Here is a 13,591-nt window from a genome sequence, read left to right on the forward strand (position 1 = left end):
TTCACACCTGTTCCAATTCGAATCTGTGGAATCCGCCCTGAAGGAAGATCAGGGGGGTCTGGGTCTCACGGGCACCCATGGCGACGACTTCGCCGATGACCATCACGTGGTCTCCGGCCACCACGTGGTCGCGCAGGCTGCACTCCATCCAGGCCGCCGCGTCGAACAGGAGCGTCCCGGTGGCCTCACCCGGTGCCCCGGCCACCTCGGTCAGCGCCTGGTCGCGCTCGGGCCGGCGGCGCGCGAACGCGCGGGCGGTGGACTCGCCCTCGGCGCCGAGGATCGAGATCCCGACGACGCCGGTCCGCAGCAGTTCGGCGAAGAACTCCGAGTCGTGACGGAAGCTCAGCGACACCAGCGGCGGTTCCAGGGAGACGGAGGTGAGCGAGTTGACGGTGATCGCGTTGTGGGTGCGCACGCCGTCCTGGTCGGTGTAGGTGCTGACGACGCAGACCCCCGTGGCGAAGGAACGCATCACATCGCGCAGGTCGTGGTTCATGGCCGGGCCTCTCTGCTGGGCGCGGACGGGTGCGCGCGGCGCGGTGGCCGCGGGCACCCGTCCGTACGCGGGCTTGACGGTCAGTTGTCCTGGGCCCAGCGGCCGCGGGTCCAGCCGTCGAGGTCGTAGTCGTCCAGGGCCTTCTGGACGAGGTCGCCGTAGCTGTCGAGCAGACCGGCGCCGCGCGACCAGTTGAGGGTGTCGAGGCGCACCTGGTCGGGACCGCCGGCGTAGTTGAGCTCGTACAGCTCGTGGCGGGCGCCGAACTCGGTGCCGATCGCGTCCCAGGCCAGCTTGAAGAGCTTGGTGCGCTCCTCGGCGGTGGCGCCGGTGCCGCGGTAGTAGCGGTCGAGCAGCGGGCGCAGTTCGGGGTTCTGCAGGTCCTTGGCGCTGGAGGGGGTCATCAGCAGCGCGCCCGCGAGGTGCTCCTCGAAGAAGCGGTGCGTGCGCTCCCAGCTGAGCGGCGCGAGCGCCCGGTAGCCGGCCGAGTAGTCCATGCGCGGCAGGACGGTGCCGGCCGGGCCGGCCTCCGGGTCCAAGGCCATGGCGGTGGTGACGGCCCAGGTCTGGTGGCGCCAGGCGAGCAGCTCGCCGAGACCGGCCTGGACGCCGCGGAACCCGTCGGTGCCGTTGATGCGGGTGCCCCGGTCGAGGACGCCCGCCATGAACTCCAGCTTGACCGACATGCGGATCGCGCCCTGGAAGAAGCCGCGGGAGAGCAGGCCGGAGCGCGGGAAGTACTGGTGGATCTTCTCGGTGTCCCGGTAGATCAGGACGTTCTCCCACGGGATGAACGCCTTGTCGAAGACCAGCACCGCGTCGTTCTCGTCGAACCGGCTGGAGAGCGGGTTGTCGAACGGGCTGGTGGCCTTGGACTCGTAGGAGGTGCGGCAGACGACCTTCATGCCGGGGGTGTTCAGCGGGGCCAGGAAGGCCAGCGCCATGTCCTCGGCCTTGCCCTTTTCGAGGTTGGCCAGGTGGATCTGGCCGACGAAGGCGACGTTGCTCAGCGCCGAGGCGGTGGCCATGAGCTTGGCGCCCTCGACGACGATGCCGTCCTCGCGCTCCTCGACGACCTTCAGGTAGACGTCGCGGATCTCGTGCGCCGACTTGTTGCGGTCGACGGGCGGGTTGACGATCGCGTGGCTGATCGAGAGGCCCTGGCGGGCGTACTTCTCGTACCAGGCGCGGGCGTTGTCGCCGAAGGGCTCGTAGAAGTCGTGGGTGACGGCCAGGCCGGCCATGAACGACGCCTTGTAGTCGGGCGTGCGGTTCATGAAGCCGTAGCTCAGGCGGGCCCAGTGCTCGATGGCGTCGCGGGCCTTGATGAGGTCCTCGCCCGAGTGCGCCGGGGTGAAGAAGCGGTGGACGCGGTACCCCGTGTACCGGTCGACCGTCGTCATCAGGTCCTTGGTGTCCGGGTGGTGGAGCGCGTCGTAGAGGTGCGCGGTGGACCGCGCGGCCATGGCGAAGGCCGGGTGCGTCGTCACGTCCTTGACGAGCTCGCCGTCCACGAAGACCTGGCGGCCGTCACGCAGGCTCTCCAGGTAGGAGTCGCCCGTCATGAGGTCGTTCGGAGCCTCGTCGGCCGACGGATCCACTATCGGGACCTGACCCATTTTGGTGTCCTCTCCAGGGGTAATACACGCGACCGCTGCCGGACGCACAGTTCGATTGCCCCGAGCGTAGGCTCGGCCGCCGATCAGCTCTTGCGGGGCCGCGCACGGACAATTGCCCATCTACGCCAACCCTGGCGCCAACACGTTCGAGGCGGTACGTCAACTACGAGCCGGAGAAACCTTGTTGACGTCAGAAAGAAAGATCGGTCCACGCTTTCCGATATTGCGGAATCGTGAATTCCGGATGCCCGGAAACAATTTCGGCCCGGCCTTGATCCAAGGAATTCGGATACACGGCCGGGCCGAATGAAAAAGAATTGCAAAGGATGTCCGGCGGCTGGTCAGGCGGCGGGACGGGTGTGGCTGGCGGACGCCGCGTCGATACAGGCGGCCTCGGCTATCAGAATGATCTTCTCCACGTGCGGCAGCAGTCGCATGCCCGCCTCGGTGAGCTGGACCCGGCCGCCGGCGCGGTGGAACAGCTCGGCCCCGATGTAGTCCTCGAGGTTCTTGATGTGGGCGGTGACGCTGGGCTGCGAGTAGTGGAGGTTGCGAGCGGCTCGAGTGAAGCTCATCTCGGCGGCTACTTCACGGAACGAGCGTAACTGCTGGAACTGCACGGCAGGGGCTCCCTTCTGCGAGACTCAGGGCCTCGGAGGCTAGAAACATACCACGGTGCAGGTATAACTGCAGTACGAGGTTTCCCCCATATCTTCACCAACTCACCCCGGACATACCTGTGGCCATGCCCGCAGGGAGGGCATGGCCACAGGTCAGCCGCTGCTTCGTGGTTGACAGCGGGTTGGGCGGAGTGGACTAGTCGGACATCTCCATCGGCGAGAGGAGGTCCCGGGCGATCTGCGGGAGCAGACGGTCGATCAGGACGCCCGTGCGCGCGGATCCGTCGGCCGCGCGCGGGATCGCGTCGACGGCCACCGCGTGCGAGAGCACCCACGGCATGCGCCGCTCGCAGGCGGCCAGCGCGGCCTGGCGCCCGCCGGCCTCCTGGTCCTCCTCCAGGAGCGGTACGAAGGCCACCACCAGCGTCTCCCCCACCTCGGGGAGCCGGGTGCGCATCACCGCGATGTCCTGGACGCAGGGCAGGTCGAGGAGTTCGAGTTCGAGTGCGAAGAAGGCCGCCTCGAAGTCCTCCACCAGCACCTCGTCGTAGCTCTGGTCGTCGAAGGAGGGCAGGTTCACGCGGACATCTCCTGTTGCATCGACTGCTCAAGCTGCAGGTTCAGAGTGATGATGGGCAGCACCGCGTCGAGCAGGTCCCCGGTGCGGATCCGGCCCGTCGGGCTGTACGGGATGGTGTCGACGGCGATGACGTGCGCGGGCAGTGAGGGGACCCGGCGGGCGCAGGCGGCGCTGAGCGCCTGGTACCCGGTGGCCTCGCGGCCGACCGCCACGGCGATGAAGGGGACCACGATCGCGTCGCCCAGCACCGGGCTGCTGACCCGCATGACGGCGGTGTCGCGCAGGCACGGCAGGTTGAGCAGGTCCGACTCCAGCCGGAACAGCTCGGTGTCGACCGCGGAATCGCGGACCACCACGGGCACGTCGGTGACGCGCCCGGTCACCAGCAGCCGGCCGGTCTCGTCCACGTACCCGGAGTCGTCGGTGACCAGGAAGCGCTCCGCGCCCCAGCCGAGGTCCAGTTCGACGGTCTCGGTCTCGCCGTCGAGGTACCCGTCCATGACCTGGTGGCCCGCGAAGGCCAGGCGCCCGCTCTCGCCCTGCCGCACCGGCCGGCCGTCCTCGCCGAGGACGGCGACGGTGGTGCCGAGCGTGGTGTGGCCCGTGCGCGGCGGCGAGACCAGCAGCTCCTCGGGGCCCATGACGGCGGTCAGCCCGGTCTCCGCGCTGCCGAGCGCGGTGTGCAGGACCGGGCCGAGCCGCTCCCAGGCCGTGTTCACGGTCCAGCGGCCCAGGTGGGCGCCGGGGGTGAGGAGGAACCGCAGGTGGCGGGTGCGCGGCGAGGGCTCGGCCGTCTCCGGCAGTCCGAGCAGCCCGTGCAGGGCGGAGGGGGTGATCACGCCGGTGCTGACCCGCTCGGCGACGAGCAGCGAGGTCAGGGTCTCGGGGCCGGCTCCGTCCGCGAGGACGACGGTGGCGCCGATGCCGAGCATCGTGCGGGCCAGCGCGAGGGCGGTGGGCTCGGTCGGCGGGGCGCAGGCCAGGTGGACGTCGTCCCGGTTGAGCCCGAACTCGTCCACGAGGTCGACCAGGTGACGGCCTTCGGAGGGGGTGCGGCGCACGGCCAGGCGGGAGGGGCCCTCGCTGCGCGCACTGACCGCGAAGGACTCGTAGGGCCGGGGCGCCGGCAGGGTGCGCAGGGGTTCGGCCGAGGTCAGCAGGTCGAAGTTGAGCGCCTCGTGCTTGCCGGGGGCGGCCGGGGCGCCGGGAGCCGTGATCCCGTCCAGGAGGACGTGCACGGCCTGCGGCCCGCTGGGCCACACGAGCTGGTCGAGGGTGGCGTGGTGCTCCGAGGTCACGAAGACCACGGACGGCTCCAGCCAGGAGAGCACCTGGCCCAGATCGTCCGTGCCGCTCTGCGGGTCGAGTCCGGTGCAGGAGACGCCGAGGGTGGCGCAGGCACTCATCGCGACGGTGAGCTGCCAGCTGTTCCCGGCGAGGAAGACCGCCCGGACCGCGCCCTCTTGGGGCAGGTGCTCGGTGAGTCCGGCCGCCGTCCGCTCCACGGTCTCGGCGAACTGGCCCCAGGTCAACCGCACCTGGCCGTCGACCAAGGCATCCCGCGTCACGCCGCCCGCCGCGTGCCGGCGGATGTCATCGAGCTTGATCATGTGGGTTCTCCGTGGTCGGTCAAGAGCCTCGTATGTGGCTCGGGGCCGCGCCCATGGAAACAAACCTGCATGAAGGTAGGCAACCGCTCATCGGAAGATCTGATGTCGCCGTCCGGGGCGCCGAAACGGTTGCGGAAACACCTCCGCCGGGCGTCGAGGACGCCCGGCGGAGGTGAGGCGGCGACATCGGGCCGTCCACAGGACGCCCGGCCGCGGGGCCGGCTAGGCCTGGAGCTGGGCCGGCGCGACGAGTTCGGCCTCGGCCCGCTCCCTGAGGTGCTTCTCCAGGTCGGCCATGACCCGCTCGGCGCGGCCGGGGGCCATGTCGAGCTCGGCCAGCACCGTCGGCAGGGCGATGATCGGCATGATGTGCCTGAGCAGCACGGACACCCGTACTTCCAGGTCCTCCCAGTCGGCCATCACCTCCGAGAGCACCTGCACTCCGGTGAAGGCGCCGACGAACAGGTTGGCGACCGCGTCCAGGTCCACGTGCGCGTGGAGCTCGCCGCACGCCCGGGCCTCGCCCAGCGCGAACCGGTTGTGGTCGAGCCAGTCCTGGTAGGGGCGCAGCCGGTGCTCGTGGTGGCTGCCGCGCTCCAGGGACAGCCTCAGGCTGCCCTGCACGACCGGATCGCTGCGGATCTGAACGGCGAAGAGCATGCCCTTGTCGATCAGCTCCTGCAGACGCGTGCTCCGCGGTACGAGCGGGAAGCCGACCGTGTCGATCTGGCTGGCCAGAACGGCCTGGGCCAGCTCTTCCTTGCCCTTGAAGTAGTAGTAAAAGGCACCCTTGGTCAGCCCGAGCCGCTGGTAGACGTCCGCGATCGTGGCTCCGTTGAAGCCCTTCTCTGCGAACACGGCGCCGGCGGCCTCGACGATGAGTTGCCGGGTGCGCCGAGAAGTCTCCCTCTGAGACACCCTCGCTCCTTCCACGCTGCTGGTGGCCAACTGTTGCACCTCCTCGGGGGTATGAGCATGTCACCGAAAACAGCCGTTGCAAATTATACCAGGCAGCACGTATCTTGCGGCGAACCGAGACCTACCACGGGTGGCTCGAATCTGCCTCGAAGTACGGAGGGGAATTCATGTTAATCACGTCGTATGCGAACGAAAACGCCCAAAGACCGTCGGTCGGGGTCTCAGATGCAAGGCCTCCGGCCGTACCCAACTGGCTTGTGCACCGTCCAGACACTTCCGAGGTGTTCCTCTCGGCTTGGGAACGCACTGCTCCCGACCGATTCGACGTCACCGTGCGTTGGCCTGAAAACCATCCGTTCCATACCGGCCTGCACGGTTTCCGTTCGCCCGCCGTCATCGCGGAGGCCATCCGCCAGACCGGCATCCTGCTCTCGCACGCCGAGTACAACGTCCCCCTCGGGCACCAGTTCCTGATGTCCGACCTCCAGTACCGGATCGATCCCGAGCTGCTGCTGGCGGACGACGAATCCCCCATGCACATCGACGTCACCTGCACGGACGTCAACCGCCGCGGCACCCGCTTCTCCGGCATGGTGTGCCACATGGACGTGATCCAGAGCGGCCGCGTCATCGCCACCGGCGACGGCCGCATGACGTGCACCTCTCCCGGCGCCTACCGCCGGATGCGGGGCGAGTACGCGGACGCCCGGCCGGTCCTGCCCGTACCCGAACCGGTGCACCCCTCCCTCGTCCTGCGCACCGATCCGAGCCATGTCCTGCTGGCTCCCACCATGGATCCCCGGTGCTGGACCCTGCGGCCGCACACCACGAACACCACGCTGTTCGCCCACAAGAACGACCACGTCCCCGGCATGGTCCTCCTCGAGGCCACCCACCAGGCCGCGTTCGCCGTCGCCGGCACCGCCCGGCTGTACCCCGTCGCGCTCAGCCTGAGCTTCGAGCGGTACGTGGAGTTCCACTCCCCCTGTCTCATCCAGGCGCAGCCGATGGTCCTGAACGGTGACGGCACCCTCTCCCTGAGCGTGACCGGTCATCAGAGCGGCCAGCGGGTATTCGACGCCCACCTGGAAGCAATTACCGTTTCCTCCTGATCACCTCACTTTCGAACGAAATGGGCATCGGTTCCCTGCGATCCGCTGGCCGAGACACCCATGCGCAAAGTGGCGGGAAGGTCGTAGGCGTGTCAGCCTGTGACGTCATCGGACTCACCGTCACCAGCAGTTGTAGGAGGGATACTCCTGTGAGCAGGCAGTGCCCGTTCGTCATCGATCCGCTCGGCCAGGACATTCACGGAGAGATCAAGGAAATACGCTCCCTTGGCCGGGCCGTGCGGATCGTGCTCCCCGGTGGAGTGGAGGCGTGGTCCGTCACGGACTACGCACTCGTGAAGCGCCTGCTCACCGATCCCCGGGTATCGAAGGACGCCTACCGGCACTGGCCGGCGTGGATCGACGGGGAAGTCGACCAGGAGTGGCCGCTGGCCATCTGGGTCTCGGTGCAGAACATGGTCACCGCCTACGGCGAGGAGCACGCACGTCTGCGCAGGCCCGTGGCGGGGGAGTTCACCATGCGCCGCGTGGCGGCCCTGCGGCCCCGGGTCGAGGAAATCGCCGCCGGGCTGCTGGACCGCCTGGAACGGGCCCCCGCACACGTGCCCGTGGACCTCCGCGAGGAATTCGCCCACGTACTGCCGCACGCCGTGGTCTGCGAGCTGTTCGGAATTCCGCATTCCGCACGCGGCCCGCTGCAGAAGATCATCGACGGATTCTTCGCCACCTCGATCACCCCCGAGGACGCGATGGCCAATGGCACAGCCATGTACGAGATCCTCAACGAAGTCGTGGCGCACAAGAGAGAAAATCCCGCCGACGACCTGACATCGGGCCTCATCTCCGCACGCGACTCGGGCACGGCGGAAATGAGCGAGAAGGAACTCCTCGACAATCTCATCCTCCTCTTCACCGCCGGCTACGAGACCACGGTGAACCTCATAGACAACGCGGTCGTCTCCCTCCTCACGCATCCCGACCAGCTCGCACTCGTACGGGACGGCAAGGCCTCGTGGGACGACGTGATCGACGAATCCCTGCGCGTGGACCCGCCCGGCGCGCACAGCATCCTGCGCTACGCCGTGGAGACCATCGAGATCGACGACGACGTGCGCATCCCGCGGGGCGACGCGATCGTCATCTGCTTCGCGGGAGCGGGCCGCGACCCCCTCCACCACGGGGCCGGGGCGGACCTCTTCGACATCACCCGCGACACCCGGGCCGATCACGTGTCGTTCGGGTACGGAGCCCACCACTGCCTCGGCGTGAACCTGGCCCGGATGGAGGTCGCCATCGCGCTGTCGGCGCTCTTCGAGCGGTTTCCCGACCTCGCCCTGGCCGCACCGGCCGATGAACTCCGGCCGAAGTTCTCGTTCGTTTCCAACGGCCACCGCACGGTTCCCGTGATTCTGGGCCGGTCCAGCTCGCGCAATGAGGCAATTTTCAGCCAATAGTGCCGGGGCGACCTTTGCTGAAGGATCCACCGGAACCCGGCAGACGGAAGAGTCACCATGACGGAAAAGACCGGCCTCCTCGTGGGCAGGCGCGCCCTGATCACCGGCGCGAGCAGCGGCATCGGGGCGGCCGCCGCCCGGGTGTTCTGCGAGAACGGGGCCTCGGTGCTCCTCACCGCCCGGCGCGAGGAGCAACTGGCCGCGCTCACGCGCGAGCTGACGGACCAGGGTTTCACCGCCGCCTACGCGGTCACCGACGTGGCCCGCGCCGAGGAGGTCGAGGCGGCCGTGGCCAAGGCGGTGCGGCTCTTCGGGGGCCTGGACGCCGCCTTCAACAACGCCGGCCTGGGCACCGTGCCCGCGCCGCTGCACCTCACCGAGGACGCGGAGTTCGAGGCCGTCATGGCCACCAACGTCCGCGGCACATGGAACTGCATGAAGTACGAGATCGCCGCGATGCTGCCGGGCGGCGGGGCCATCGTGAACAACAGCAGCGTCGCGGGACTGGTCGGCACCCCGGCGTCCGCCGCGTACATCGCGTCGAAGCACGCCGTCATCGGCCTGACGAAGGCGGCCGCCGAGTACGCCGCCCAGGGCGTCCGGGTCAACGCAGTCGCCCCGGGCACCACCCGCAGCGAGATGATGGGCCAGTGGTTCGACCTGAACCCGGGCCTGGAGGAGCAACTGCACACCAGGGCCCCACTGCCGCGTACGGCGGACCCGCGCGAGATCGCGCAGGCCGCCGCCTGGCTGCTCAGCGACCAGGCGTCCTTCGTGGTCGGTGCGACCGTCCCGGTGGACGGCGGCTGGACCGCCCGCTGACCGTTGTCCGGCCGCGCAACCGGAACGCGGGGGAACTCGGCGGAACCCTGTGGCAACGCGCAGGCAAAGAGCTGTACGAGCACTTCGGAGCACCCGGCCGGACCCACCCCGCGCCGATAAAATCGCGCTCATGCAGACATCTGAAAGACCCAGGGTGATCGTCCTGACGGGGGCCACCGGTTTCATCGGCTCGGCCGCACTGGACGCCCTGGCCCGCCGTCCCGGCATCCTGGTGCGGGCCCTCGCCCGCACCCCCGGTGCGGCGCGCGAAGGCGTGGAGTGGGTCCGTGCCGACCTGGGCGACCCCGGCTCGCTGCGCGGGGCCTGCGAGGGCGCGGACGCCCTGGTGAACCTGGCCTCCTACATCGGGCGGGACGAGGAACGCTGCCACACCGTCAACGTCCTGGGCGGCGCGGCCCTCCTCGCCGAGGCCGTGCGGGCGGGGGTGGGCCGGATCGTCCACCTGTCCACGGCCGCGGTGTACGGGAACCTCCCGCACCGCGGGATCGAGGTCGACGAGCTGGCCCCGGACCCGGTGTCCCCCGCGAGCCGCAGCCGGCTCGCGGCGGAGGCCCCGGTGCTGGCCGCCGGCGGGACCGTCCTGCGTCCGGGCCTGGTGCTGGGCGCCGGTGACCGCTGGGTGGTCCCGGCCCTGGCCGAGCTGATCGACCGGGTGCCGGCCAGCTGGGACGGCGGCCGCGCCCTGCTGTCCGTGATCGACGTCGGCGAACTCGCCCGCCTGATCGACACCCTGGCCACGGCCCCGGGCCCCGCCGTGGGCGGGGTCCACCACGCGAGCCACCCCGCCGCGGTGACCAGCGCCGACCTCATGTCGGCCCTCGCCGCCGAGCGGATCCTGCCCTCCGTACGGGAGGACTGGCCGTGGGACCGCTGCGTCGAACAACTCCGCGCACACCCGGGCCGGGTGACGGAACGGCAGTTCTCCCTGCTGGCCCGCGACTACTACCAGCGCGCCGACACCATCTGGCAGCTCACCGGCCTGCGCCCCACACCCACGCCGCTCGCCCTGCTCCCTTCAGCCGCCCCCTGGTACCGCACCCACCTGTCCCGCGCCTGAACCCGGCACCCGCCCGGATCACCCACCCCCCTCACCATGGACAATCCGAAATCCACCGGTACCGTCCGCCACCGGATCCCGCTGAACCACCCGAACAGGTGCCCAGACCCACTGCCAGACACCGATCCCCGGCGTCCGGGAGAACCGGATCGGCCCACGGCTGCCCTCGACCTCCACCCGCGGCCATGCTGCGGCGACGGCGGCCCGGTCCGTACCGTACGAACGGAACACCTCCGCGAGGACGGTGACGCTGTCCCAGCCCTCGAACGCCACGAACGAGGGCTCCTCCCCCAGCCGCTCGCGGAGCTCCTTCCCCACCCGCTCCCCCACCTGCCCGAGGTGCTCGGGCAGGTAGCGCAGGAACGGGATCCCGGCGCCGTCCTCACCCAGCGCCTCGGCCCATCCGGCGAACTCCGGCTGCCCCGCCGGAGCTCCGATCAGCACCTCCCCCAGCCGCCGGTCACCCCGTACGGCCCGCACGATCGCCGCCGCCGGCTCCGGATACCCCACGAGCAGAAGAACCGCAGTGACCCCCTCCGCTGCAACCGCGTCGCACAGCTCCCCGACCTCACCGCTCCCCCGCACGTCGATCTCCACGACGCTGCCCCCACGGGCGGCGAACCGCTCCCGCAGAATGCGGGTCCCGGAGGCCCAGTAGACGCTCGTCTGCATCGCCACCGCGATCCGGCGGTGCCCCGCCCCGAGCAGGAAGTCCGCGTACGTCCGCCACCCGTGGGACTGCGCCGGAGCCAGCCGCGCGACCCACTCCGTCGACTCGTCGGTGAGCGCGTCGAGCACCGCGGAGGAACACAGGTACGGCATCCCGAGGGCATCGGCCCGGGCGGCGGCGGCCCGGGCAACAACGCTGTGGTACTCCCCCACCACGGCGGCCACACCCAGCCCGGCGAGTTCCTCCACGGCCTCCGCGGCCCGCTCCGGATCGGCCGCGGTGTCCCGGACCACGAGCTCCAACACCCGACCCCCGATCCCACCTCCACGGTTGACCTCGTCCACGGCCAGCTCGAGCCCCGCAAGCAACTGCCGCCCCGCGTCAACCCACCCGGGCCGCGTCAACGGCACAAGGGCCCCCACCCGCACACCCACCCCACCGACGGACGGCAATGCCGAGTAGTTCACAGTGCTCTACTCCCCCACTCCCAAGCCGACACCACATGATCACCACGCCCATTGGACCCACCCCCACCCCCCAAAGCAACCGCTTACATCCCCCAACCAACCGGGGCACAGCCCACCCCCAAACCACCCACCCCCAAACCACGCACCCCAACCCCACCGCCCCCAGCCGCCCAACACCGGCCGATCCCAGGGCACAGCCCCACCCCGCCCCACCGTCCCCAAGCAGGAGACCTGGTGTCCATCCGGGAGGCACCGCGGCCCTCCCGGTGGCGCAAGCAAGCGGAGCGGCCGACCACGAAGTGCGACCTGTTCGCACTGTCGGTCGACGCGACGGCGGCGAACCCGCTGCTTCTCTCTTCCCTACGGGCCTTCATGGAGCGGCGGCGACCGTCGCCACCAGCCGAACCCACGCCACACCCCCACCCCCAAACCACCTCACCGGCCCCAGCCGCCCACGCCAGCCAAACCCCGGGGGCGACCGCCCACTCCCACGGGGTCCGGGGCGGAGCCCCGGCTTCGGGAAGGGGCGGGGTAGGGGCAAAACCCCCGCAGGACCCCAAGCAGACCCGACGCCCCCCAGCTCCCGTCCACGCGGTCTCCTCCGGACTCCCCGCCCCGCGGGAACCGACTCCCCACCCCCGACGTCGTCGTACCAGCCGCACCCTCAACACCCCCACCCCAAACGGAACAGGCAGCAACGGCCCCATGACCCAGCCGAACTCGGGCCCAACCCCCAACCCGCCCCCCAACCCAGCCTCCAGCCCACCTCCCACCCCCACCCACCGCCTCCCCAACCACCAGCTCCCCACCCACCGCCTCCCCAACCACCAGCTCCCCACCCACCGCCTCCCCGACCACCAGCTCCCCACCCACGGCCTCCCCACCAACGGGGCCCCCGCCCACGAAGCCCCCGCCCAGCGCCTCGCCACCCACCGGCTCCCCACCGACGGGACCCCCACCCACCGCCTCCCCGACCACCAGCTCCCCACCCACAAGGCCCCCACCGACAGGGCCCCCACCCACGGCCTCCCCACCCACATGGCCCCCACCGACAGGGCCCCCACCCAAGGCCTCCCCACCCACGGGGCCCCCGCCCACGGGACCCCCGCCCACCACGTCCTCCCCCGCCGGCCACCCGGCGCCCGCCCCCGCCAACTCACCTGGCCAGCGGCCGTCAGCGCATCCCTCCCCGTCCTCGCCTCCGCACTCCTCACCGCACTCCTGACCCGACCCTCCCTCGTCCCCAACACCCCCGGCCACCTCGGCAGCTTCCTGGAAGCGTTCCTGCCCTGGCTCGGCCTGGCCGTGCCGCTCCTCCTGGCGCTGGCCATCCGACGCCGCTCCGCCGCCATCGCCCTGGCCCTCCTCCTCCCCACCGCCGCCTGGCTGGGCCAGTTCGGCAACCTCCTCCCTCAGACCCCCACCCCCACCCCCACGTCCACATCCACGTCCAACACCCCCTCAACCCACCCCACCCTCACCGCCGTCCAGCACAACATCAGCGACGAGAACCCGAACCCCTCCCGAACGGCCACTGCCCTCGCCGCCCCGCACCCCGCCCTCATCGCCGTCGAGGAGCTCACCCCCGCCGCGGTCACTGCCTTCACCGCCACCCTCGCGGCCGGCTATCCCCACCACGCCACCCACGGCACGGTCGGCCTCTGGTCGGCGTACCCGCTCACCGACGTCCGCCCCGTCGACATCCGGCCGTCGGCCCTCACCAGCGACCCGCACTGGAACCGCGCCCTGCGCGCCACCGCCGCCACCCCCAGCGGTCCCGTCGCCGTCTACGTCGTCCACCTCCCCTCCCTGCGCCTCGGCACCTCCGGCTTCGGCTCCGCCCGGCGCGACGAGAGCGCCGTGCTGCTCGGCGCCGTCCTCGCCGCGGAACCCGCCGACCGCGTCGTCCTGCTCGGGGACCTCAACAGCACCGCCGACGACCGCGGTCTGGCCCCCGTCCGCACCGCCCTGACACCGAAGCGAACCCCCAACCCCAGCCCCAACCCCAGCCCCAATCCCAGCCCCGCCCCCGGCTTCGCCTTCACCTGGCCCGCGGCCTTCCCCCTGGCCCGGATCGACCAGATCCTGGTCCGCTCGGGCACCATCACCCGCGTCCGTACGCTCCCCGCCACCCCCAGCGACCACCTGCCCCTCAGCGCCGACATCGAGTTCGATTAACGTACG

Annotated in this window: 12 protein-coding genes; 5 read left to right on the top strand and 7 right to left on the bottom strand. The window is 70.6% G+C overall.

The features are described 5' to 3' along the window. Position 1 precedes the first annotated feature (1 nt). The 6 genes from ACWCP2_RS29390 to ACWCP2_RS29415 form a co-directional block, all read right to left on the bottom strand. Positions 2–499: a flavin reductase family protein gene (locus tag ACWCP2_RS29390; protein ID WP_266914258.1), complete on the bottom strand. Its 498-nt coding sequence runs from the start codon at positions 497–499 to the stop codon at positions 2–4. Positions 500–579: 80 nt separating this feature from the next. After that, positions 580–2,118 (bottom strand): 4-hydroxyphenylacetate 3-hydroxylase family protein, encoded by a 1,539-nt coding sequence (locus ACWCP2_RS29395; RefSeq protein ID WP_450911586.1) that lies wholly within the window; start codon positions 2,116–2,118, stop codon positions 580–582. Positions 2,119–2,459: 341 nt separating this feature from the next. Next, positions 2,460–2,738 (bottom strand): LysR family transcriptional regulator, encoded by a 279-nt coding sequence (locus ACWCP2_RS29400; RefSeq protein ID WP_327309990.1) that lies wholly within the window; start codon positions 2,736–2,738, stop codon positions 2,460–2,462. Positions 2,739–2,934: 196 nt separating this feature from the next. Further along, the gene (locus tag ACWCP2_RS29405; protein ID WP_450911587.1) at positions 2,935–3,318 is read right to left on the bottom strand and encodes a hypothetical protein; all 384 of its coding nucleotides are present in this window, start codon (positions 3,316–3,318) and stop codon (positions 2,935–2,937) included. Next, on the bottom strand, positions 3,315–4,928 hold the full coding sequence (locus ACWCP2_RS29410) for a class I adenylate-forming enzyme family protein (RefSeq protein WP_450911588.1): 1,614 nt from the start codon (positions 4,926–4,928) through the stop codon (positions 3,315–3,317). Before ACWCP2_RS29410 ends, ACWCP2_RS29405 begins: the two co-directional genes overlap by 4 nt. Before the next feature lie 222 nt (positions 4,929–5,150). Next, the gene (locus ACWCP2_RS29415; protein ID WP_450911589.1) at positions 5,151–5,846 is read right to left on the bottom strand and encodes a ScbR family autoregulator-binding transcription factor; all 696 of its coding nucleotides are present in this window, start codon (positions 5,844–5,846) and stop codon (positions 5,151–5,153) included. Positions 5,847–6,013: 167 nt separating this feature from the next. On the opposite strand from ACWCP2_RS29415, the gene ACWCP2_RS29420 reads away from it, so the two are divergent. The 4 genes from ACWCP2_RS29420 to ACWCP2_RS29435 all read left to right on the top strand — a co-directional run bounded on the left by ACWCP2_RS29420 (position 6,014) and on the right by ACWCP2_RS29435 (position 10,270). Continuing rightward, positions 6,014–6,958, top strand: a complete 945-nt coding sequence (locus tag ACWCP2_RS29420; protein ID WP_450911590.1) for a ScbA/BarX family gamma-butyrolactone biosynthesis protein — start codon at positions 6,014–6,016, stop codon at positions 6,956–6,958. A gap of 149 nt (positions 6,959–7,107) precedes the next feature. Further along, on the top strand, positions 7,108–8,370 hold the full coding sequence (locus tag ACWCP2_RS29425) for a cytochrome P450 family protein (RefSeq protein WP_450911591.1): 1,263 nt from the start codon (positions 7,108–7,110) through the stop codon (positions 8,368–8,370). Between the two features lie 57 nt (positions 8,371–8,427). Then, positions 8,428–9,192, top strand: coding sequence for an SDR family NAD(P)-dependent oxidoreductase (locus ACWCP2_RS29430; RefSeq protein ID WP_450911592.1), 765 nt, complete (start codon positions 8,428–8,430; stop codon positions 9,190–9,192). A gap of 130 nt (positions 9,193–9,322) precedes the next feature. Then, complete coding sequence (locus ACWCP2_RS29435) at positions 9,323–10,270, top strand: NAD-dependent epimerase/dehydratase family protein (protein ID WP_450911593.1); 948 nt, start codon at positions 9,323–9,325, stop codon at positions 10,268–10,270. A gap of 18 nt (positions 10,271–10,288) precedes the next feature. On the opposite strand, the gene ACWCP2_RS29440 is transcribed toward ACWCP2_RS29435, so the two are convergent. Continuing rightward, entirely contained in the window at positions 10,289–11,407 is a 1,119-nt protein-coding gene (locus ACWCP2_RS29440; RefSeq protein ID WP_450911594.1) for an ABC transporter substrate-binding protein, read from the bottom strand. A gap of 1,038 nt (positions 11,408–12,445) precedes the next feature. On the opposite strand from ACWCP2_RS29440, the gene ACWCP2_RS29445 reads away from it, so the two are divergent. Further along, positions 12,446–13,585 (top strand): endonuclease/exonuclease/phosphatase family protein, encoded by a 1,140-nt coding sequence (locus ACWCP2_RS29445; RefSeq protein WP_450911617.1) that lies wholly within the window; start codon positions 12,446–12,448, stop codon positions 13,583–13,585. Positions 13,586–13,591: the final 6 nt, after the last annotated feature.

The organism is Streptomyces sp. NPDC002104, from assembly GCF_053593795.1.

Coding starts and splice junctions, on each gene's coding strand:
- ACWCP2_RS29390 (WP_266914258.1), bottom strand. CDS start 499: ATGAACCACGACCTGCGCGATGTGATGCGTTCCTTCGCCACGGGGGTC.
- ACWCP2_RS29395 (WP_450911586.1), bottom strand. CDS start 2,118: ATGGGTCAGGTCCCGATAGTGGATCCGTCGGCCGACGAGGCTCCGAAC.
- ACWCP2_RS29410 (WP_450911588.1), bottom strand. CDS start 4,928: ATGATCAAGCTCGATGACATCCGCCGGCACGCGGCGGGCGGCGTGACG.
- ACWCP2_RS29420 (WP_450911590.1), top strand. CDS start 6,014: ATGTTAATCACGTCGTATGCGAACGAAAACGCCCAAAGACCGTCGGTC.
- ACWCP2_RS29430 (WP_450911592.1), top strand. CDS start 8,428: ATGACGGAAAAGACCGGCCTCCTCGTGGGCAGGCGCGCCCTGATCACC.
- ACWCP2_RS29435 (WP_450911593.1), top strand. CDS start 9,323: ATGCAGACATCTGAAAGACCCAGGGTGATCGTCCTGACGGGGGCCACC.
- ACWCP2_RS29445 (WP_450911617.1), top strand. CDS start 12,446: ATGGCCCCCACCGACAGGGCCCCCACCCAAGGCCTCCCCACCCACGGG.